Annotated in this window: 20 protein-coding genes and 1 riboswitch; of the genes, 6 read left to right on the top strand and 14 right to left on the bottom strand. The window is 68.2% G+C overall.

Annotation, left to right across the window (positions count from 1 at the left end; genetic code table 11):
* Positions 1-2: 2 nt before the first annotated feature.
* Genes cbiM through KZZ07_RS18430 form a run of 4 tightly spaced genes read left to right on the top strand, consistent with a single transcriptional unit; the run spans position 3 to position 2,621 of the window.
* Complete coding sequence (cbiM, locus tag KZZ07_RS18445; protein ID WP_219516336.1) at positions 3-620, top strand: cobalt transporter CbiM; 618 nt, start codon at positions 3-5, stop codon at positions 618-620.
* Positions 617-1,195, top strand: a complete 579-nt coding sequence (locus KZZ07_RS18440) for a NikL family nickel/cobalt ECF transporter subunit (RefSeq protein ID WP_219516335.1) — start codon at positions 617-619, stop codon at positions 1,193-1,195. Before cbiM ends, KZZ07_RS18440 begins: the two co-directional genes overlap by 4 nt.
* Positions 1,192-1,980 carry a cobalt ECF transporter T component CbiQ gene (cbiQ, locus tag KZZ07_RS18435; RefSeq protein WP_370631204.1) on the top strand — a complete coding sequence of 263 codons (789 nt, stop codon included), beginning with the start codon at positions 1,192-1,194 and terminating at the stop codon, positions 1,978-1,980. The genes KZZ07_RS18440 and cbiQ overlap by 4 nt, the downstream gene beginning before the upstream one ends.
* Positions 1,977-2,621: an energy-coupling factor ABC transporter ATP-binding protein gene (locus KZZ07_RS18430; RefSeq protein ID WP_219516334.1), complete on the top strand. Its 645-nt coding sequence runs from the start codon at positions 1,977-1,979 to the stop codon at positions 2,619-2,621. The genes cbiQ and KZZ07_RS18430 overlap by 4 nt, the downstream gene beginning before the upstream one ends.
* A gap of 24 nt (positions 2,622-2,645) precedes the next feature.
* Here the strand turns inward: KZZ07_RS18430 and KZZ07_RS18425 are convergent, their stop codons facing one another.
* The 7 genes from KZZ07_RS18425 to cbiE form a co-directional block, all read right to left on the bottom strand.
* Complete coding sequence (locus tag KZZ07_RS18425; protein ID WP_219516332.1) at positions 2,646-4,637, bottom strand: trypsin-like peptidase domain-containing protein; 1,992 nt, start codon at positions 4,635-4,637, stop codon at positions 2,646-2,648.
* Positions 4,638-4,823: 186 nt separating this feature from the next.
* Positions 4,824-5,561, bottom strand: coding sequence for a precorrin-6A synthase (deacetylating) (gene cobF / locus KZZ07_RS18420; RefSeq protein ID WP_219516331.1), 738 nt, complete (start codon positions 5,559-5,561; stop codon positions 4,824-4,826).
* Complete coding sequence (gene cobA / locus KZZ07_RS18415; RefSeq protein WP_219516330.1) at positions 5,554-6,288, bottom strand: uroporphyrinogen-III C-methyltransferase; 735 nt, start codon at positions 6,286-6,288, stop codon at positions 5,554-5,556. The genes cobF and cobA overlap by 8 nt, the downstream gene beginning before the upstream one ends.
* Positions 6,285-7,643, bottom strand: coding sequence for a cobyrinic acid a,c-diamide synthase CobB (locus tag KZZ07_RS18410; protein ID WP_219516329.1), 1,359 nt, complete (start codon positions 7,641-7,643; stop codon positions 6,285-6,287). Before KZZ07_RS18410 ends, cobA begins: the two co-directional genes overlap by 4 nt.
* The gene (gene cobM, locus KZZ07_RS18405) at positions 7,636-8,430 is read right to left on the bottom strand and encodes a precorrin-4 C(11)-methyltransferase (protein WP_219516328.1); all 795 of its coding nucleotides are present in this window, start codon (positions 8,428-8,430) and stop codon (positions 7,636-7,638) included. The genes KZZ07_RS18410 and cobM overlap by 8 nt, the downstream gene beginning before the upstream one ends.
* Positions 8,427-8,795, bottom strand: coding sequence for a cobalamin biosynthesis protein (locus KZZ07_RS18400; RefSeq protein WP_219516408.1), 369 nt, complete (start codon positions 8,793-8,795; stop codon positions 8,427-8,429). Before KZZ07_RS18400 ends, cobM begins: the two co-directional genes overlap by 4 nt.
* Complete coding sequence (gene cbiE / locus KZZ07_RS18395) at positions 8,792-9,991, bottom strand: precorrin-6y C5,15-methyltransferase (decarboxylating) subunit CbiE (protein ID WP_219516326.1); 1,200 nt, start codon at positions 9,989-9,991, stop codon at positions 8,792-8,794. The genes KZZ07_RS18400 and cbiE overlap by 4 nt, the downstream gene beginning before the upstream one ends.
* On the opposite strand from cbiE, the gene KZZ07_RS18390 reads away from it, so the two are divergent.
* Complete coding sequence (locus KZZ07_RS18390) at positions 9,990-10,745, top strand: cobalt-precorrin-6A reductase (protein WP_219516324.1); 756 nt, start codon at positions 9,990-9,992, stop codon at positions 10,743-10,745. The genes cbiE and KZZ07_RS18390 overlap by 2 nt on opposite strands.
* Here KZZ07_RS18390 and cobJ read toward each other — a convergent pair.
* The 7 genes from cobJ to KZZ07_RS18355 are packed head-to-tail and all read right to left on the bottom strand — an operon-like array spanning position 10,718 to position 18,839.
* Positions 10,718-11,473, bottom strand: coding sequence for a precorrin-3B C(17)-methyltransferase (gene cobJ, locus KZZ07_RS18385; RefSeq protein ID WP_219516322.1), 756 nt, complete (start codon positions 11,471-11,473; stop codon positions 10,718-10,720). The two genes, KZZ07_RS18390 and cobJ, sit on opposite strands and share 28 nt — an antisense overlap.
* Positions 11,470-12,198 carry a precorrin-2 C(20)-methyltransferase gene (locus tag KZZ07_RS18380; protein ID WP_219516320.1) on the bottom strand — a complete coding sequence of 243 codons (729 nt, stop codon included), beginning with the start codon at positions 12,196-12,198 and terminating at the stop codon, positions 11,470-11,472. Before KZZ07_RS18380 ends, cobJ begins: the two co-directional genes overlap by 4 nt.
* Entirely contained in the window at positions 12,195-12,824 is a 630-nt protein-coding gene (locus KZZ07_RS18375; protein ID WP_219516318.1) for a precorrin-8X methylmutase, read from the bottom strand. Before KZZ07_RS18375 ends, KZZ07_RS18380 begins: the two co-directional genes overlap by 4 nt.
* A gap of 5 nt (positions 12,825-12,829) precedes the next feature.
* Positions 12,830-13,975 carry a precorrin-3B synthase gene (gene cobG / locus KZZ07_RS18370; RefSeq protein WP_219516317.1) on the bottom strand — a complete coding sequence of 382 codons (1,146 nt, stop codon included), beginning with the start codon at positions 13,973-13,975 and terminating at the stop codon, positions 12,830-12,832.
* Positions 13,972-17,334, bottom strand: coding sequence for a cobaltochelatase subunit CobN (cobN, locus tag KZZ07_RS18365; RefSeq protein ID WP_219516316.1), 3,363 nt, complete (start codon positions 17,332-17,334; stop codon positions 13,972-13,974). Before cobN ends, cobG begins: the two co-directional genes overlap by 4 nt.
* Positions 17,335-17,367: 33 nt before the next feature.
* A complete protein-coding gene (cobW, locus tag KZZ07_RS18360) occupies positions 17,368-18,423 on the bottom strand; it encodes a cobalamin biosynthesis protein CobW (RefSeq protein WP_219516315.1) in 1,056 nt (351 codons plus the stop codon).
* Entirely contained in the window at positions 18,420-18,839 is a 420-nt protein-coding gene (locus tag KZZ07_RS18355) for a DUF1636 family protein (protein ID WP_219516314.1), read from the bottom strand. The genes cobW and KZZ07_RS18355 overlap by 4 nt, the downstream gene beginning before the upstream one ends.
* 35 nt (positions 18,840-18,874) lie before the next feature.
* Positions 18,875-19,066: riboswitch (cobalamin riboswitch) on the bottom strand.
* Between the two features lie 91 nt (positions 19,067-19,157).
* Here KZZ07_RS18355 and cobO point away from each other — a divergent pair.
* Positions 19,158-19,766, top strand: a complete 609-nt coding sequence (gene cobO, locus KZZ07_RS18350; protein WP_219516313.1) for a cob(I)yrinic acid a,c-diamide adenosyltransferase — start codon at positions 19,158-19,160, stop codon at positions 19,764-19,766.
* Positions 19,767-19,770: the final 4 nt, after the last annotated feature.

The following is a 19,770-nucleotide window of genomic DNA, read 5'->3' as shown; positions in this document are numbered from 1 at the left end:
AGATGCACATCGTCGACGGAGCGCTTTCGAACCCGGTCGTCATCGGCGGCGCCGTGGCGGCGGTGGGGGGCATTGCCCTCGGCCTGCGCGCCCTGCCGCTGGACCGCATCCCGGCGGCCGGCGTGCTCTCGGCCAGTTTCTTCGTGACCTCGCTGATCCATGTGCCCGTGGGGCCGTCGTCGGTGCACCTTATCCTCAACGGTCTGGCCGGGTTGATCCTCGGCTGGGCCGCCTTTCCGGCGCTCTTTGTCGGGCTGGTGCTGCAGGCGGTCTTCTTCGGTTTTGGCGGGCTGACCGTGCTGGGCGTGAACACCGTCAACATCGCCCTTGCGGCGGTGATCGTCGGGCTGGTCTTCCGTCCGCTGATCCTGCGCGGCGGCCCGGTCTGGGCGGGGATCTGGGGCGGCATCGGCGGGGCCTGCGCAACCGCGTTGACGACGCTTTTCGTCGCCCTGTCGCTGATGTTCTCCGGCGACGAATTCCTTGCCGTCGCGCATCTGGTCTTTGTCGCCCATCTGCCGATCATGGTGATCGAGGGCCTGCTGACGGGTTTTGCCGTGCTGCTGGCGCGCAAGGTCAAACCCGATCTCTTCCTCTCGATGAAGGAGGTCGAGGCATGATCCGGCTTGCTCTTGTCCTGACCCTGCTGGCCCTGCCCGTCCCGGCGCTGGCACACAAGGTTATCGCCGCCGTCTTCCCCTCGGGCAGCGCCATCGAGGGCGAAGTCGGCTTTTCCAACGGCGACATGGCCACCGACCAGCCGGTCCAGGTCTTCGGCCCCGACGGCGCGCTACTGGGCGAGACCGTGACCGACGAAGACGGCTTCTTTCTTTTCGAGCCGACCGAACCCGTCGCCCATACCTTCCGCGCCGACCTGGGCGCGGGCCATGTGGCCGATGTCACCATGTCCGCCGCCGACGTGGCCAGGATCCTGGGCGTCGCTGCGCCCGAACCCGTCGCCCCGGCTGCCACCACTGCCGCCGCTCCGGGTGTCGCGCTGTCCGACGCCGACCGCGCCGAGATCGCCCGCATCGTCCGCGACGAGATGCGCCCCCTGCGCCGTGAAATCGCCGCCTACCGCGAAAAGAACGACCTGCAGACGATCCTGGGCGGCATGGGGTATATCCTCGGGCTCTTCGGGCTGGGCTTCTACATCGCGGCCCGCCGCCAGCTGAAGACGCAGGGCAGCGCGTGACGCATATCCTGTCGAACACCACCGCCGCCCTGCCCGGCGACGGCACCCGGCGCGGCCCCGGCCCCATCGCCGCACTGGACCCGCGCGTGCGCGTCGTGTCCTCCGTGGCCTACGGCATCTTCGTCGTGGCGCTCGACAACCTTGTCGCGCTGACCGCCGCGCTGGCACTCTCGCTCACGCTCCTGGCCCTGTCGCGCCTGCCCCCGGGCAGGACGCTGAAACGTGTCGCGATGGTCGACGGTTTCATCCTCTTCATGCTGGCGCTCTTGCCCTTCACCGTGCCCGGCGACCCGATCTTCACCCTCTGGGGCTATCCCGCCTCCTGGCAGGGCCTGGCCCGCGCGGTGCAGATCGGCCTGACCGCCAATGCGGTGGTCCTCGCGCTCATCACCCTTGTCGGCACGATGGAGCCGGTGACGCTGGGCCATGCGCTTTACCGCCTGCGCACCCCCGAGACCCTGGTGCACCTGCTGATGTTCACCATCCGCTACGTCGAGGTGCTGCGGCAGGAATACCTGCGCCTGCGCGCCGCCATGAAGGTGCGCGGCTTTCGCCCCTCGACCTCCTGGCACAGCTACCGCAGCTTCGGCTACCTGGTCGGCATGATGATGGTGCGCGCCATCGAACGCTCCGAACGCCTGCTGGGCGCCATGAAATGCCGTGGATTCTCGGGCCGGATCGTGCTTTTGCAGGACTTCCGGACCACCCGGGCCGACGCGCTCTTTGCGCTTGTCCTCACTGGCGCCTTCGCGGCGCTGCTGACATTGGAACTGATGCTGCGATGATCGAACTGGACGATCTGCACTTTGCCTATCCCGGCCAGCCCCCGGTGCTTGCGGGCGCCTCGATGCGCCTCGGCCCCGGAGAGCGCCTGTCCCTCACCGGCCCCAACGGCGCGGGCAAGTCGACGCTTCTGCGGATGATCCTCGGGCTGCAACGGCCTACCTCGGGCACCGTGACCATCTTTGATCAGGCCCGCAGCCGCGAAAAGGATTTCCACGAGGTCCGCCGCCGCATCGGCCTTGTCTTCCAGGACCCCGACGACCAGCTTTTCTGCCCCACGGTGGCCGAGGACGTGGCCTTTGGCCCGCTGAACCTCGGCAAGACCCGGGACGAGGCGCTGGCCGTGGTCGAACAGACGCTGATGGTGCTCGACCTGCTGCACCTGCGCGACCGCGTCACGCATAAACTGTCGGGCGGCGAAAAGCGCCTGGTGACGCTGGCCACGGTCCTTGCCATGTCGCCCGAGGTGCTGCTGCTGGACGAGCCGACCAATGCGCTCGACCCCAAAAATGCCGCCCGCCTGACAGAGATCATCGACGCCCTGCCCCTGCCGATCCTGCTGGTCAGCCACGATCCGGCGTTCCGCGAAAAGATCGCGCCCTGTGCGCTGGAACTGACGGAAGGCAGGCTGGTGCCGGTCTAGGACATTCCACGGCCGCCGGACCCGTCACTTCAGACGCTGCATCCAGATATGAACACGAAAGGCGGGATCATACATGCCGCCCTCGAAGGTGACCGCCCGGTTGACCGTCCAGCGTTCAGGCAAGTCCGCACTGACCGAAACTTGCCGCGTCCGCGATTTTCGGAACAGGTAATTGACAGTGGTTTGCACGCTGAAATCACCGTCATCCGACAACGATAGCCGGATGTCCTCGTACGCGTCGTTGCGCGTCAGAAGTGTCTGGTCGGTCACTCTCAGGACGGTCAATCGGCCATTCTCACGCTTGACGAGCAGCTTGGCCAAGGTCTCTGTCCGGCCCGGAGAATAATCGCGAGCAGGATTTTTGGTGAACCAATCGTCGTCCCACCTGCGCTTGAAATAGATCATGTATTCCCCGTCCAGGTCGGCTGGCGCCGCCTCGTGTCGCTCGGCGATCAAGGCCACGAGACCGGCGTTCAAATAGCCGGTTTCTTCTAGACCCCGGTCCTTTTGAAAGGCGCGCGTCGCGCGCCTTGAGGCGGGACCAAAAACGCCGTCCGGGGTACCAAGGCCAAAACCCAAGGCGTCAAGTTGGCGCTGGATTTCCAGGTAGTCGTCCGCGCCCAGGTCAAGCCCCGCCTCGGCCTCTGCGTCCGACAGTGGTTTCACCTCGGGGGCCGGTACCGCCAAAGCGGCCAAGCGCGTCGCACCTGCAGGGTCTGCTGTCACGGTTTTTGGCGCTCCGGGCGTCGGGGCCGGAGGGTCAAGGCTGGACAGTCGCGCCAAGGCCAGGTCCGCAGCTTGTGCCGCCATCGTCGCAGCGTGGTCCTTGGTCACGGCCAGCAAGGCCTCCCGTCGCGCGGCCACCTCCATCACTTTCAAGGCCGCCAAAAGCGCCGAGTTCGCCTTGCGCTCCCGTTCGGCAGATGTCCGTTCCTGATCTTTCAGCGTCTGTCGGGCTGCCGCCTCCTTGACCAGCCTTTCGCGTTCCGCTTCGGCCTCCGCCAGTTTCCGTTTCTCCTCCTCGGCCGCAACACGCGCCAGCCGTTCCGCCTCTGCTTTGCCCAAGGCAAGCCGCTCGGCCTCCTCGGCCAACCGCTTGCGTTCTGCCTCTGCCTTCGCCCGCTCCGCCTTGCGCTCGGCCCGCAGTCGCGCCAGTTCCGCCTGCAGCGCTGACAGGTCGGCATCCCCGCCCCCGACACTGGCCTTCAACACCTTGCTCTGCGCCAGAATCTCCGCCATGGGCACCGCGTAATTCACCTCGCCCGCCCGGCTCCCCGCATGGTGCAGCCCGATCACCTTCTGGCTGCCCGCGTCGATCACCGGCGAGCCCGAGTTGCCCGGCAAGGTATCGCAGGTGTGCCGCAGCCTGTGCGAGGCCACCGCCGGGCTGTCGGCCTGGCATTTCTCGCGGCTGATGCGCTGCGCCTCGCCCATCGGGTGGCCGATCACCCAGAACGGATCGCGGTCGTTGGGCAGTGCCGCTGTCAACTCCAGCGCGCCGAACTCGGCATTGGCGTCGCCCAGAACCTGAAGCACCGTGTAGTCCAGAGCCTCGCTGGTCTCCAAGGGCACCGGGTTGACGTGAAAGCTCTTGACCCCTTCGGTCAGACCATCGCGCAGGAACCCGGCATGGAACTGCACCGCCGCGATGCTGGTCGCGCCTTTCTCCTTCATGCGCGGGTGGTCGAGGATGCCCGGAACGCAGTGGTGGTTGGTCACCAGCATGTTGCCATCGACAAGAAAGCCGGTGCAGGGCGCGTGGCCGACATTGGTCAGGATCTGCAGCATCCCCACGGCGCGCCCCGTGCGGGCAAAGATCGACCTGTCGCCGTAGTTGGACACGAACTCGTTGTTGTAAGCCCCCACCTGCGCCTCGAGCTGCACGTCCAGCATCGACTCGTTCCGGGGCGCGACGACCTGGCCAAAGGTTTCGGGCGGGAAAAGCATCAGGTCCTGCGCGTGAAGCGGGCCAGCAAAAGCAAGGATAGAGGCGGCGGTCAAACGGGCAATGGACATTTGAAATCGGGTTCCGGGCAACAGGATTCGCGTGCCAGTCTAGCAACGAAACTGCGTTCGCCGAGTCCGGATTTCCTGCCCGTTCCCCGGCCAGCCGGAGAAAAAGGTTAACGATCCCTTGTCGCTTTGTACAAAATGCTGATTTCGACGTACGTTTTGTACAAAACGTCCAAGGGGCCGCGCCGCCTATACGCCCTCTTTGCGCATCAGGTAGGTGTCCATGATCCAGCCATGCCGGGCGCGCGCCTCGGCCCGCGTGGCCACGATCCGGGGGCCGGTTTCGTCCAGCGGCCCGGCCTCCAGCACCTGTTCCGGCATCCCGAGGAACCCGCCCCACCAGATCGAAACCCCTTTTGGATCAAGGGATTGGAACGAGCATTCCCCGTCCAGCATGACGATGATCGTCTCTGCCCCTGCGGGCCAGCCGTGATCGCGCAGCCGCCGCCCGGTGGTGACAACCACGGCGCCATTCACCGTGTTGAACGGGATGGCATGTGCGGCCGTCAGCGCCTGAAGCGCCGTAACCCCCGGAAAAACCATGATTTTTTTCTCACCGTCCAGCCGCTCCGCGATCCGCAACGTGCTGTCGTACAGCCCCGGATCGCCCCAGACCAACAACGCCACGGGGCCCTCTGCCGCGCCCTCCAGCGCCGCAAGCCAGCGGTCGGCAATGGCATCGTGCCAGCGCGCCACCCGCTCCTGGTAGGGCAGGCTCTCGTCCCTGACCGGCATTTCAAAGGGCACAACCTGTGCCTCTGCGCCCGCCCGCCGCAAGATCTCGTGGCGGACCTCGGCCAGATCCTCTTTCGCCGCGCCCTTTCTCGGGATCAGAACCGTTGCCGCCTCGCGCAGCGCACGCTGGCCCTGCAGGGTCAGATGGTCCGGGTTGCCGGTCCCGATCCCGACCAGCCAGAGCTCAGTCAAATCCCACCCCCAATTCGGCCATCGGCCCATACAGGATCAGCGCGGGCTTGGTCCCGACCTCGCCCGCCAGCCGCGCCGACAGCCCCGCCACCGTGTCCCGGTGCAGGCTCTGCTCGGCGGTACAGACCGCCTCGGCCAGAATGGCCGGGGTCGTCCCGGGCAGCCCTGCGCCGATCAGCGCCTCGGCCAGTTTCGGAAAAGTCCGCTTGCCCATGAAGACCACGGTCATCGCGCCAGGATCGGCCAGCGCCCGCAGGTCCAGGTCCGGCGGCAACTCGCCGCTGGCATCATGCCCCGTGACGAACTGCACCCGCCGCGCCGTCAGCCGCCGGGTCAGGGGAATGCCACAGGCCGCCGCCGCCGCCACGGCAGAGGGAATACCGGGGATGATCTCATAGTCGATCCCCGCCGCGCGCAGCGCCACCTGTTCCTCCTCCAGCCGCCCGAACAACCCGGAATCCCCTGATTTCAAACGGACAATCCATCCGCCCTCCTGCGCGTAGTCGACCAGCAACTGGCTGACGTGGTTCTGCTTGGGTGAGGGCCGCCCGGCGCGTTTTCCCACGCCGATCAGATCGGCACCGGGGCGCACATGGCTCAGGATCGGCCCCGAGGACAGATCGTCGAACAGCACCGCGTCGGCGCGCTTGAGCCGGTCCACGGCCTTGAGCGTCAGAAGCTCGGGATCGCCTGGGCCGCTGCCCACGAAACTGACGAAACCGCTCATGCCGGGGCCTCCGCCGTGATGAGGTGAAAGAAGGTGCCGGTGACATGCCCCTTGCAAGAGCCGGTCTCGGGCACCGGGTTGCCATCCGCATCCGCCACCGCCGCCAGCGGCGCGTCGGGCTGGTCGAGGATGGTGGAATAGTGGAATTCATGCCCACGCAGCGCAGTCCCCGGTGCCATTGCCGGCATCCCCGCCTTCAGCACCGCGCGGCGGTACCCAAGGTGAAACTTGCGCTTCTCGTAGGAGGTCACCAGCCCAAGAAGGCCCGCCATCTGATGCGAAACGCCCTCCTTGTCCACCAATGCCGCGCCAAGCGCCATGTACCCGCCGCATTCACCATGCACCGGCCGCGTCTCGGCAAAGGCGCGCAGGCCGGCCCGGAAACGGTCCGCCGCGGCCAGCCGCCCCGCGTGCAACTCGGGATAGCCTCCGGGCAGCCAGACAAGATCCGCGCTGTCGTCCGGGGCCTCGTCCGCAAGCGGCGAAAACGGCAGAATCTCCGCCCCTGCCGCCCGCCAGCCTTCCAGAAGATGCGGATAGGTAAAGGAAAACGCGGCGTCGCGCGCCAGCGCAATGCGCTGCGCCGGGGGACGGGGCAGATCGGATGTGGCAGGCGGGCGGGCCGCCGACGGGCGCAGCCCGGTGGCCGGGGCGTCCGACAGCCCATCCGCCACCGCGCGGATCGCCGCAAGGTCCACGTGGTTGCGCAGGAAATCAGCATAGCCGGCGATTGCCGCCTCCAGGTCCGGGTGCTCGACCGCCTGGATCAGGCCCAGGTGGCGTTCCGGCAGGGTCAGGTCGCCGCGCCGGGGCAGCACGCCCAGCACCTCGATCCCCGCCTTCTCCATGCCCAGCCGCGTCAGCCGCTCGTGCCGGGGAGAGGCGCAGCGGTTCAGGATCACCCCCGCAAAGGGCAGATCGGGCATGTAATCACGGAACCCCATCGCCGTGGCCGCCGCCGATTGCGCCTGTCCGCCCACGTCCACCACCAGCACCACGGGCCAGCCCATGCGCCGCGCGGTCTCTGCCGAGGATCCGAACCCGCTCTGCCCGCGCGTCGCCACCCCGTCATAAAGGCCCATCGAGCCTTCGCCGATACAGATGTCCGCGCCGCAGGCCTGCGTCGCGACCGCGTCCAGCAAGCCGCCGTCCATCGCCCAGGTGTCAAGGTTGAAAGAGGCGCGCCCACTGGCCGCGAGGTGAAAGGCCGGGTCGATGTAATCGGGGCCGGACTTGAAGGGTTGCACCGTCAGCCCCTCGTCGCGCAGCGCCCGCAAAAGGCCCAGCATGACCGTGGTCTTGCCGGTCCCCGAGGCGGGGGCCGAGATCATCAGGCCGGAGGGAAGTTCAGTCATCGCCATGGTGCCACTCCGCCCAGGGGCTTTCGGCGCTCTGGGGTCGGTAGCGCCTGTCATAATCCGCCGCGTAGAGCCGGCTTTCGGCGCGCGGCCCCTCGCCCAATGCCGGGCCGACAAGGATCAGCGCGGTGCGCGCGATGCCCTCGTCCACCGCCTCTGTCAATGTTCCCAGGGAGCAACGGATCACCCGTTGATCGGGCCAGCTCGCCCGGTAGACGATGGCCACGGGGCAGTCGGCACCATAGCCGGGCAGCAGCTCGGCCTGCACCTTTTCCAGTTGCCCCACCGACAGATGCAGCGCCAGCGTCGCGCCCGTGCGGGCGAAATTCGCCAGGCTCTCACCCTCGGGCATGGGCGAGGCGCGCCCTTGCGTGCGGGTCAGCACCACGGATTGCGCCAGTTCCGGAACCGTCAGTTCCACCGCCAGCGCGGCAGCAGCGGCTGAGAACGAAGGCACGCCCGGCGTCACGTCATAGGGAATGCACAGCGCGTCCAGCCGCCGCAATTGCTCGCCCATGGCCGACCAGACCGACAGGTCGCCGGAGTGCAGCCGCGCCACGTCCTGTCCTGCCTCATGGGCCAAGGCGATTTCCGCGATGATCGCATCGAGATCCATCGGCGCCGTGTTCACGATCTTCGCCCCCGGCGGGCAATGCGCCAGAACCGCCTCGGGCACCAGAGACCCGGCATAAAGGCAGACCGGGCAGGCAGCGATCAGGTCGCGCCCGCGCAGGGTAAGCAGGTCGGCCGCGCCCGGCCCCGCCCCGATGAAATGAACTGTCATGCGCCCTCTCCTTCTGCCAGCGCGCAGGTGGCCATACGGTCGGACGAGACCACCCGGGGCACGATCAGCCGCGCCCCACGCCCCGCCGCCGCCAGCGCCGCCGCCTCTGCCACGCTGCCGGTCTGGCGCGCCGCCGCGCTGGCCTCCGATTGCGTTTGCACCTCCTGCGCCGAGAGCGTGGCGGCGTCAATCCCGATCACCGGCAGCCCCAGCTGGCGCGCAAAGGCGGCAAATGCGGGCCTGTCCGCCTTGTCCGCCGCAGTGGCAAGCGCCGAGACGGTTTGCCCCGATCCCGCCACCTCCAGCGCGTCGGCAAGGCTCTGAACCGAAACCGCGTCCCGAAATCCGAACCCCGCGACAATCACAGAACGACGCTCCATTGCACAACCGGGTAGGCAGCTTTCCACCCCCGGCGCGGTCCCAGCGGCGCCGCCTGTGCCAGTTCGATCCGCAAGAGGTCGCCGCCCCGTGCCGCATGTGCGGCGATCAGCTGCGCCTCGCTTTCCAGCGTCACCGCGTTGGCCACCAACCGCGTTCCGCCGGGCAGATGCGAAAACAGCCAGTCCAGCAGCTCCGCGACCAGCCCTCCGCCGACAAAGACCACATCCGGCGCGTCCAGCCCCGCCAGGGCCTCCGGCGCCCGGCCTTCGACCACCTGCAACCGGTCGACACCCAGCGCCGCTGCATTTGCACGGATCAGCGCGATCCGGTCCGCGCGCGGCTCGATGGCAAGGGCTTCGGTCGTCGGATGGCTCAACAGCCACTCGATCCCGATGCTGCCCGACCCGCCGCCAATGTCCCAAAGGCGCTCCCCCGGTTTCGGCGCCAAGGCCGACAGCGTCAGCGCCCGAACCGGGCGCTTTGTCATCACGCCGTCACTGTCGAAAAACGCGTCTTCGATGCCAGAGGCACAGGGCAACGCGGCACCCTCGCCCACGACCTCGACAGCCACGACAACCGGATGCGAAAACGTCCCGGACACCGCCCTGGCCTGTACCTCGGTCACCCGTTCGCGCGGACCGCCCAGCGCCTCCATCACCCAGAACGTCGAGGCGCCGAAACCAAGCCCGGCAAGATACCCGCCAAGGTCCGCCACGGCCCCGCCATCGCGCAGGGTGAGGATCATGCGGACACCGCGCGCCAAGTAAGGACGCAACCGCGTCAAAGGCGCCGCGTGCTGTCCAAGGCACAGCGTCCTGTCCAGGGCCCAGCCCAGCCGCGCCGCCGCCAGCGAGAAACAGGAGACACCCGGCAGCGCCCGCCATTCACCGGGCGCAAAGCGCCGCGCAATCACGCTGCCCGCGCCGAACCAGAACGGATCGCCCGAGGCCAGCACCGCCACCTGCCGCCCGCGAAAGCCCTGCAAAAGGTCCAGCCCGTCGGCAAAAGGCACCGGCCAGTCCACCCGCTCAGCATCCAGATCCGGCAGCAAGGCCAGGTGACGCGGTGGCCCCATGACGATTTCGGCCCGCTCCAGCGCGGCACGGCTTGCAGGGGACAGCCCCCCCGGTCCATCTTCGCCCAGACCAATGATCGCCAACCAGGGAGCGCCCTCAGACATGACCCCGAACCTTCTGATCCTGGGCGGCACGACAGAGGCCACGGCGCTGGCCAACCTGATGGCGGACCGCGGGCTGCAGGGCACCGTCAGCTTTGCCGGACGGGTCGAGCGGCCCCGCCGCCAGCCGCTGCCGCAGCGCGTCGGGGGGTTCGGCGGCATCGAGGGGCTGGCACGGTACATCCGCGACACCGGCGTCACGCATCTGGTCGACGCCACCCATCCCTTTGCCGCGCAGATGAGCGCCAACGCGGTGCACGCGGCCCGTGAGGCAGGCATTCCCATGCTGGCCCTGACGCGGCCCGCGTGGCATGCGCAGGCCGGGGATCGCTGGCGCCATGTTCCGGACATTGCCGGGGCGGTCGCCGCGCTGGACACGGCGCCCCGCCGCGTCATGCTGGCCGTGGGCCGGATGCACCTGGACGAATTTGCCCCCAACCCGCAGCATTTCTACCTGCTGCGGCTGGTCGATCCGCCGAAAACCCCGCCGCCCTTTGCCGAATATCACGTCGTGGTGGACCGTGGCCCGTTCACCCCCGACGGGGATCGTGCGTTGATGCAGGATCACGGCATCGACCTGGTGGTGTCTAAGAACGCGGGCGGCAGCGGCGCCTCGGCCAAGCTCGACGCCGCGCGGACGCTGAACATCCCAGTGCTGATGATCGACCGTCCGGCCCTGCCCGACAGGCGCGAGGTCGCCACCCCGGCGGAGGTGCTCGACTGGCTGGCTCATGCCGGGACGGACCTGGGGGTGTAGACCCAAGGCGCGCCGCCGTCGCGTTCGATCACCCGTGTCAGGGACGAGCCGACAAGGACAACGGTGCGCATGTCCGCCATCTGGGGCGTGGCATCGCACAGGCGGACCACGCGCAAGTCTTCCTCGGGCGTGGACACGGCGCGGGCAAAGATCATCACCCGTTCCGGCTCACAGGCCTCGCGCAGGACCTCCAGCGCGCGACCAAACCCCTCGGGCCGGGATTTCGAGCGGGGATTGTAGAAGCCCATGGCAAAATCCGCCTCTCCCGCCAGCCGCAGGCGCTTTTCGATCAGCGCCCAGGGTTTGAGGTTGTCGCTCAGGTTGATGGCGCAGAAATCATGGCCCAATGGCGCGCCGGCCTTTGCCGCCGCCGCCAGCATCGCGGTGATGCCGGGCAGCACGCGGATCTCCAGCGACCGCCATGCGGGCGGCCCCGCCTCCACCGCCTCGAACACCGCAGAGGCCATTGCGAACACGCCGGGATCGCCCGACGAAACCACGACCACCCGCCGTCCCTCTGCCGCCATGTCCAGCGCATGGCGGGAACGGTCCAGCTCCACACGGTTGTCGCTTTCGTGCAGGCGCAGCCCCTCACGCGGCGCGATGCGGCGCACATAGGGAATATAGCCGACGATATCGGTCGCTTCCTGTACGACGGCCGTCACCTCGGGCGTTACCAGCGCCTCGTCCCCCGGGCCAAGCCCGGCAATCACGACCCAGCCGCTCATGGCCGCCGCCCCTGCCCGTGCACGATGACGATGGAGAAATAGGGCGACACGCGGTCCGATGCCTCGGCCAGCGGCATGACGGTCTGGCCCTCCATGCTGGCGTATTCCACCAGCCAGGCGCGATCCATCTTGCCCGCCGCCAGCAGCGCCTCGCGGATCTTGGGCAGGTTGCGCCCGATCTTCATCACCACCAGCGCATCGGCATCCAGCGCCCCGCGCGTCAGTTCCGCCAGCGGCAGCGTGCCCATCAGGACCGAGAGGATGTCATCCCCCCAGGTGACCGGCGCGCCTGTCGCCGTCCAGGCCGCCGACATGCCGGTGATCGCGGGCACCACATGCACCGGCACGTCGTCCTTGAGCCGGGTATAGAGATGCATGAAGGAGCCGTAGAAAAACGGGTCCCCCTCGCAGAGTACCACCACATCCTCGCCCGCCGCCACCAGCGCCTTCAGATGCGCGACACAATCGGCGTAGAAGGCCGAGAGGATCTGGTTGTAGCGCGGGTCCGAGAGCGGAATTTCGGTCGTGACCGGGTATTCCATCGCGAATTCCACCGCGCCCTCGCGCAGCATCCCGTCCACGATCCCGCGTGCGCGGCCCGACCGACCCGCCTTGCGGAAAAAGGCAACATGCCGCGCATTGCGCACCAGCCGGTCGGCGCGCACGCTCATCAACTCGGGGTCGCCGGGGCCCAGCCCGACGCCAAAAACCGTCCCGCCCCTCATTCCGCGCGGCTCGCGATGGCGTTGATGGCCGCGACGGTGATGGCGCTGCCGCCCAGCCGTCCTGCGACGATCAGCGACGGCACGGGCCGCGCCTCCCACAGGGCGTCCTTGCTTTCACGCGCGCCGACGAAACCGACCGGGCAGCCGATGATCGCCGCCGGGCGCGGGCACTCCGGGTCTTCCAGCATTTCCAGCAGGTGGAACAGCGCCGTGGGTGCGTTGCCGATGGCCACCAGCGCGCCCTCCAGCCGGGGCCGCCACAGCTCCAGCGCCGCCGCGGAACGCGTCGTACCCAGTTTCGCGGCCAGTTCCGGCACCTGCGGATCGCGCAGGGTGCAGATGACGTCGTTCGCCGCCGGCAGGCGTTTGCGCGTCACCCCTTCGGAGACCATGAAGGCATCGCAAAAGATCGGCGCGCCCGCCTCCAGCGCCGCGCGCGCCGCCGAGACCATCCCCGGAGAGACCTTCACATCGCGTTCCAGCCCCACCAGTCCGGCGGCATGGATCATGCGCACCACCACCTGTTCCTCGTCGCGGGCAAAGCGGGCCAGCTCTGCCTCGGCGCGGATGGTGGCAAAGCTCTCCTTGTAGATGGCCGCGCCGTCTTTTTCGTATGTATAGGGCATTGAGTTCAGGGCCTGATGAGTTCGTTGATGTCCGAAGGGGTCAGCCCGCGGCGGTGCGGCTCATCCCACGGCGCCCCCGGCATGACAAGGTCGAATGCGCCGTCGCGCCCCACCAGGGTGCGGTCAGCGGCGCGTGGAAAGGCACAGCCCTTGGCGCAACCCGAGACATGCCAGCGCTGGCCGTCGGGCACATGCGGGGCAAGGCTGCGGGCCAGGTCGCGGGTGGCAACGCTGGCCTGCGGGCAGCCGGGCGCGCCGGTGCAGGCCTCGACCCGGCGGATCGGATCGCGCGGGTCGGTGACGAGGTCGGCCTGCGGGTCCAGTGCCGCGACACCGGGCAGGTAGAGCATCCGGAAGGGCGTCACGCGGAGGTCCGGGGCGGTTTCGGCGAGGTGGCGCAGGGCCTGCGCGGTGAAGAGGCCAAAGGGAGCGGCCACGCAGAGCCCGCCGGTGAGAGGTCCCGGCTCGGGGGCCGGGACTGCGGCGCACGGGATGGCATCGCCGCAGAAATGGTCGGGCAGGTCCGCGCCCGCCGCGATGTGCCGCGCCATACGCCCGCGTCCGTCATGCCCGACGCCGCCGCTGTCAAGGAACCAGGCCGCCAGGTCCAGCGCCAGCGGCACGGCCTCGGCTTCGTCCACGGGTCGCCCGGTTGCGCAGCCGTCGGCCCGGAGGATCAAACCACCCTCCGCCGGTTCGATCCGGATATCCCCGCTGATCCCCTCCAGCCGCCGCGCAGATCCGGGATCGACCACAAAGCCGAATTTCCCCGGCAAAGCCGCAAAGCGCGCCGCCTCCAGCCCCTGATACAGCGCCTCGGTCAGTCGTTCGGCCCGGTCCTCGTCAAAGGGGTCAAGGATCACGTTGCGCCGCGCCTCACTCTCGGCATTGCCGGGCAAGAGTCCCAGCGCGTCCAACCGTGCGATAACTTGGGGGAAGCCTTCGTCCGTAACCCCGCGCAGTTGCAGGTTGGCCCGCGCGGTCACCTCGATCACCCCACTGCCCAGCCGTTCGGCAATATCGGCCAGCCCGCGCGCCTGATCCGCGTCCAGCCGCGCCAGATGCGGGCGCACCCGCACCACAAGCCCATCACCGGAGCGCATCGGGCGATATGCGCCGGGACACCATCCCTTGATCTCGGGCGCGCTCATTCCGCCGCCTCCAGTGCCGCGAGGATCGAATTGCGCCGCGTCTGCCAGAGGCCCGCCGCGTGCAGTGCCGCGAACCGAGCTCGCATGGCGGCCAGCGCCTCGGGGTTCGCTTGCTCAAGGAAGTCTGTCACCGCCTCATCGCCCAGCGTCGCGTCGTAGTAGAGGTCAAAGAGATGCCCCGGCACCACGTCCGCCAGTTGCGCAAAGGCAGCCATGTTCTCCAGCGTTGCGGCGATTTCTGCCGCGCCCCGGAACCCGTGCCGCTGCATCCCCGCCAGCCAGGCCGGATTGGCCGCCCGCGCCTGGACCACGCGGGCGATTTCCTCGGTCAGCCCGCGCGCGCGCGGCCGCGACGGATCGGTATTGTCCATGTGATAAAGCGCGGCCTTGCCGCCGGTCACGCCCTGGGCTGCGGAAAAGCCTGCCTCGTGGCTGGCATAATCCTCTGCCAGCAAGAGATCCGTTTCCGGCAGGTCCTGAAGATGCACGAATGCCTCTGCCGCGCGCACCCTTTCGCGCAGGCCCGCTGCATCCTTTTCACCCGCGCCGCTGTCATAGGCCCAGGCCGAGGCCGAGAGCCAGGCCTCTCCCGCCGCCTGCCTCGACCCTTGGGAATAATCGCCGATCTGCGCCCCGATCCCCAGGCCAAAAGACCCCGGAGCCGGGCCAAAGACACGTGCGCCCGCCTGCCCGACGAAGGGATTCCAGTCGCGCGCTTCGTCGCGTTCGGAAAGCGCCTTGACCGCTTGCCCAAACAGCACCGAAAGCGTCGGAAAGACATCGCGGAACAGGCCCGAGACCCGCAGCGTGACGTCGATCCGGGGCCGGTCAAGTTCGGTGATCGGGATCACCTCGATCCCGCTCACCCGCTCGCTGCCCGCGTCCCAGACCGGGCGCACCCCCAACAGATGCAACGCCATGGCGAATTCCTCGCCCGCCGTCCGCATGGTGGCCGAGCCCCAAAGATCCACGATCACCCCACGCGGCCAGTCGCCCTCGTCCTGCAGGTGCCGGCGGACCAGTTCCTCACCCAGCTTGACGCCCTGGGCATAGGCGCTGCGCGTCGGCACGGACCGCGGGTCGGTGGTAAACAGGTTGCGCCCCGTGGGCAGAACGTCCGTCCGGCCCCGGTAGGGCGATCCCGACGGCCCCGCCGCGATCCGCTTGCCATTCAGCGCGTCGATCAGTGCACGGCGTTCCGCCGCCACCGAGTCCGCCGCATCGAACCCGCCCGCCGCCGCAGGCGCCCGTCCCCAGACATGCAGACCATCGCCGAACTGACTTTCCTTCACGTCGCAGACGAACCGGTCGATCCGGGTGATCGCCTCGGCGGTGCTGGCGCTGGTCTCAAGGCCAAGATCCCCTTCGACACCAACCGCCTGCGCCTCTGCCCGGATGTCCTGCATCAGCCGGTCGCGGCGCTTCGGGTCCAACCCGTCGGCATTGGAAAACTCGTCCAGCAGGGTTTCCAAGCGTGCCAGCCGGTCCGGCACAGCGGCTTCGCGCAGCGGAGGCGGCACATGGCCCAGCGTCACCGCCCCGATGCGCCGCTTGGCCTGCGCCGCCTCACCGGGATCGTTGACGATAAAGGGATAAATCACCGGCATCCCGCCGGTCAAAGCCTCGGGCCAGCAGGCCCGGGACAGCGCAACCGATTTGCCCGGCAGCCATTCCAGCGTGCCATGCGCCCCGATGTGGATCAGCGCATCGGTGCGGCCCTGAAGCCAGAGGTAGAAAGCCACATAGGCATGGCGCGGCACACGGGCGAGATCGTGATACTCGTCGTCGCGCGTCTCGGGTGTGCCACGTTCCGGCTGCAGGGCAACCAGCGCCCCGCCCCGGTCCAGGACGCGGAAGGAAAAGCCGCCGTCGGCAAAATCCGGGTCCGCTTCCGGCGCGCCCCAGGCCGTCGCCAGATCCTTTTGCAACACCTCGGGAAGACACGCCAGCGCGGCCTTGTAGTCCTCCAGCGGCCAGAACAGCCGCGCCGCCCCAAGATCGTCGGCGGAGACCCCCGCCTCAACGATATGTCCCACCGCGCACAGGTCCTCCAGGATGGCCTGCGCCGAGGCCAGCGCATCCAACCCCACCGCATGGGCCAGGTTCCAGTCGCGCCCCGGATAGGTCGACAGCACCAATGCCATCCGCCGCTCCGCCGCAGGCATCGCCGCCAGACCGGTCCAGCGCGCGACACGGTCGGCCACGGCCGCCACCTGCGCCGCATCCGCGGCATGCGCCATGCGGGCGAACTGCAGGTCCGGATCGCGCGCCTGCGGCTCCTTGAAGGACACGGCCCCGGCAAACAGCCGCCCGTCCACCTCCGGAAGGACCACATGCATGGCCAGGTCGGCGGGGGACAATCCCCGTTCCGCCTCGGCCCAGGCCGCCCGGGTCGAGGTGGCCAGCGCCACCTGGAAAACCGGCACGCCGCTCGCATCCAGCGGCGAGGCGCCCTCGGCTCCGCGTCCGGAAAAGGCCGTCGCATTGACGATGGCCACGGGCGCCAGATGCGCCACCTGCCGCGCCAGCCAGCCCGAGGCTCCCGGCGCCTTCAGCGAAGGTGCGAACAGCCCCATCACCTCGAACCCACGCGCCCGCAACGCGGCACAAAGCGCCTCCATCGGCGCCATATCCGCCGACACCAGGTAAGAGCGGTAGAAGACCAGGCAGACCAGCGGTCGCGGCTTCTTCTCTGCAAAAATACTCTCGGGGGGGCTTGCCGCAGGCAAGCGGGGGGCCGACAGCCCCCCTCCGGCCTCGCCATTCCGCACCGCCGCCAGGACCGGGCAACAGACCCCGTGTTCCGGCAGCCAGCCGCCCACCGGGGGCAGCCCCTTGGCGCCCCGCACCGGCCCGGCGTAGAGCCCGGCCGCCAAGGCCATCTGCGCCAGCGCCGCCTGGGCCGCCACCGCACCGCCGGCGTCACAGAGATGCGCCAGCCGCCGCAGGGTCGAGACCGGCAGGGTCGAGACCTCGTCGAGCCGCCTGTCCTCCCGCCCGTCGGCAGGCAGCACCGCCAGCGCAATCCCCTTTGCCTGTGCCAGCGCCCGGATCTGCTGGATGCCGTAGGACCAGTAGGGCACACCGCCGATCAGACGGATCAGGATGCCCTTTGCCCCCTCCAGCGTCTGTTCGACATAGGTGTCGACCGACAGCGGGTGTTTCAGCGCTGCGATATTGGCCAGCCGCAAAGAGGGCAGCCGTCCTTCGCGCCCGCCGCCCCGCTCCCATCCCGCGGCAAAGGCGCCAAGATCGGAATCCGAGAAGGACAGCACGACAAGATCCGCCGGGCTTTGCGCCAGGTCGGTCGGGGTCTCGCTTTCTTCGAGTCCGTGGCTTTCGCGAAAGATGACGTGCATGGCACCGCTCCGGCGCGGCGGGGGACCCCCGCCCTACTCTGCCGCCTCCGTGGCCACACCCAGCACGGCCTGGATCGCCTCGGGGCGAACGTCGTCATGCTCGGCGATCACGACCAGCCGGCCCCGACGGGTCTCACCCGCCTTCCACGGACGGTCGTACTGATGCCGCACCCGTGCGCCCACCGCCTGCACCAGCAGGCGCATCGGTTTGCCGGTGACACTGGCATAGCCCTTGACCCGCAGGATGTTCTGGCTGTTGGCCAGTTCCTCGATCCGCGCCACCAGCTCGCCCGGCTCCGCGACCTCGGGGATCTCCACCACGATGGATTCGAAATCGTCGTGCTCGTGGTCGTCGTGGCCGTCGTGGTGGCTGGGCCGGGCGTCCATGTCGTCCTCTGCCGCGGCTTCCAGCCCCAGGATCACGCGCGGGTCCACCGCGCCCTCGGCCACCTCGATCACCGGCAGCGGGCGCGGCGCCTCGGCGGCGATGATCTCCTTGGCCTTGGCCACACCCTCGGGGCCTGCAAGATCCGGCTTGGTCAGCAGGATGATGTCCGCGCAAGAGATCTGATCCTCGAAAACCTCTGACAGGGGCGTTTCGTGATCGAGCGAATCGTCCGCCAGGCGCTGCGCATCGACCTTGGCCACGTCGGGCGCAAATCGCCCCGAGGCCACGGCCTCGGCATCGGCCAGGGCGATCACGCCATCGACGGTGATCTTCGAGCGGATATCGGGCCAGTCAAAGGCCTTGAGCAGCGGTTTCGGCAGGGCAAGCCCGCTGGTTTCGATCAGGATGTGATCGGGGCGCGGCTCCAGCGCCATCAGCGCCTCGATCGTCGGGATGAAGTCATCGGCCACGGTGCAGCAGATACAGCCATTGGCCAGTTCCATGATGTTTTCCGCCGGGCAATCGGGGATGGCACAGCCCTTGAGGATCTCGCCATCGACACCTACGTCGCCGAATTCGTTGACGACGACCGCCAGACGCTTGCCGCCGGGGTTCTGCATCAGGTGGGTGATCAGTGTCGTCTTGCCCGAGCCGAGGAAGCCGGTGATGACGGTGACGGGAAGCTTGGCGAGATCGGTCATGTCTTGTCCTTTTCCGGCGCTCTGGTCTGTTCGGGCGGGATGCGCGCGATGCAATTGCGTTTGAAATGTTCGGGCCGCGCCCGCCACGGGATCACCCCGTCCTGGGCGGCATGATAAAGCGCCATGCCCTCGGCCAGCAGGTCCGGATGCGACGCTTCGTGAAGGTTTCCGTAGACATAGGTCCAGCGTTCCGGCCCACCGCGCATGGCGACGGAACAGCCGAAATCGCAATTCTGCAGGCAGTCCACCGGCGTCAGCGTGACCCCCTCGGGCATCTCGCGCGCGGCCAGCGCATCGTGCAGGCGCTGTCCGGGGCGTACGCCGCCCTCAGGCACCTCTTCGCCGCGCCGGCACTTGACGCAAACCAGCAGCTCAACCGGCGCGCGGGCCGCTCTCTGCTGTGTATCTTGATCCATTCCTGACCTCCTCCGGGGCACCCCGCCCGGGTTCAAAAGTTGCACGTGGGATGGCAGGTCTCCTGGCTCGCGGGTCGCGGCACCCCCGCGCCTTCCCGGCCTTTGGGGCCAGTGGCACGTTGCGAGGGCGCTCACCGCTTACAGTTGCGGGGGCAGCCGCGGGGTTTCACCGCGTTCCCTGTTGTCCTCCCCGGATGTCCCGGGGAACCATCGTGACGGTGGTGGTGCGACAGACGGGCGGACATGTCAATCGCGAAGCACGTTGACGGGGCGCGACACGGATGCAATTCCTGCCTGAATCGATCAACGGAGCGCGCAATGGACGAGATCACCACCCGCCACAATGAAAAGATGCGCCGCATCAAGGCCGCCCGCGACGAAATGATGAAGACCAAGACCGAAGAAAAAGGTCTCATCATGGTCCACACCGGCAAGGGCAAGGGCAAGAGCTCGGCGGGATTCGGCATGATCATGCGCTGCATCGCACATGGGATGCCCTGCGCCGTGGTGCAGTTCATCAAGGGCAACTGGGACACCGGCGAAAAGACTTTTCTGCGCGAACGCTTTGCCGATGAGTGCCGCTTTTTCGTGTCGGGTGAGGGCTTTACCTGGGAAACGCAGGACCGCGACCGCGACATCGCCGCCGCTCAGAACGGCTGGAAGATCGCCAAGGAACAGATCCTTGACCCCGAGATCCAGTTCGTCCTCCTGGACGAGATCAACATCGCGCTCCGCTATGACTACATCGACATCGACGAGGTGGTGGACTTCCTGCTGCACCAGAAGCCGGCCATGACCCATGTCTGCCTGACGGGGCGCAATGCCAAGCCCGAGTTGATCGAGGCCGCCGACCTGGTGACAGAGATGGAGCTGCTCAAACACCCCTTCCGCGACGGCGTGAAGGCGCAGAAAGGCGTGGAGTTCTAGGCCC

The sequence above is a fragment of the Mameliella sp. CS4 genome (genome assembly GCF_019392335.1).
Classification (GTDB): domain Bacteria; phylum Pseudomonadota; class Alphaproteobacteria; order Rhodobacterales; family Rhodobacteraceae; genus Antarctobacter.
This window is presented reverse-complemented; position numbering and strand designations above follow the sequence as displayed.

Bases quoted from the DNA above. Each gene is read 5' to 3' on its own strand.
- cobN (WP_219516316.1), bottom strand. From the start codon at position 17,334: ATGCACGTCATCTTTCGCGAAAGCCACGGACTCGAAGAAAGCGAGACC.
- KZZ07_RS18410 (WP_219516329.1), bottom strand. From the start codon at position 7,643: ATGACTGAACTTCCCTCCGGCCTGATGATCTCGGCCCCCGCCTCGGGG.
- KZZ07_RS18440 (WP_219516335.1), top strand. From the start codon at position 617: ATGATCCGGCTTGCTCTTGTCCTGACCCTGCTGGCCCTGCCCGTCCCG.
- KZZ07_RS18355 (WP_219516314.1), bottom strand. From the start codon at position 18,839: ATGGATCAAGATACACAGCAGAGAGCGGCCCGCGCGCCGGTTGAGCTG.
- cobO (WP_219516313.1), top strand. From the start codon at position 19,158: ATGGACGAGATCACCACCCGCCACAATGAAAAGATGCGCCGCATCAAG.
- cobW (WP_219516315.1), bottom strand. From the start codon at position 18,423: ATGACCGATCTCGCCAAGCTTCCCGTCACCGTCATCACCGGCTTCCTC.
- KZZ07_RS18425 (WP_219516332.1), bottom strand. From the start codon at position 4,637: ATGTCCATTGCCCGTTTGACCGCCGCCTCTATCCTTGCTTTTGCTGGC.
- cobM (WP_219516328.1), bottom strand. From the start codon at position 8,430: ATGACAGTTCATTTCATCGGGGCGGGGCCGGGCGCGGCCGACCTGCTT.
- KZZ07_RS18430 (WP_219516334.1), top strand. From the start codon at position 1,977: ATGATCGAACTGGACGATCTGCACTTTGCCTATCCCGGCCAGCCCCCG.
- cobA (WP_219516330.1), bottom strand. From the start codon at position 6,288: ATGAGCGGTTTCGTCAGTTTCGTGGGCAGCGGCCCAGGCGATCCCGAG.
- cobJ (WP_219516322.1), bottom strand. From the start codon at position 11,473: ATGAGCGGCTGGGTCGTGATTGCCGGGCTTGGCCCGGGGGACGAGGCG.
- KZZ07_RS18390 (WP_219516324.1), top strand. From the start codon at position 9,990: ATGACCCCGAACCTTCTGATCCTGGGCGGCACGACAGAGGCCACGGCG.
- KZZ07_RS18380 (WP_219516320.1), bottom strand. From the start codon at position 12,198: ATGAGGGGCGGGACGGTTTTTGGCGTCGGGCTGGGCCCCGGCGACCCC.
- cobG (WP_219516317.1), bottom strand. From the start codon at position 13,975: ATGAGCGCGCCCGAGATCAAGGGATGGTGTCCCGGCGCATATCGCCCG.
- cbiM (WP_219516336.1), top strand. From the start codon at position 3: ATGCACATCGTCGACGGAGCGCTTTCGAACCCGGTCGTCATCGGCGGC.
- KZZ07_RS18375 (WP_219516318.1), bottom strand. From the start codon at position 12,824: ATGCCCTATACATACGAAAAAGACGGCGCGGCCATCTACAAGGAGAGC.
- cbiE (WP_219516326.1), bottom strand. From the start codon at position 9,991: ATGTCTGAGGGCGCTCCCTGGTTGGCGATCATTGGTCTGGGCGAAGAT.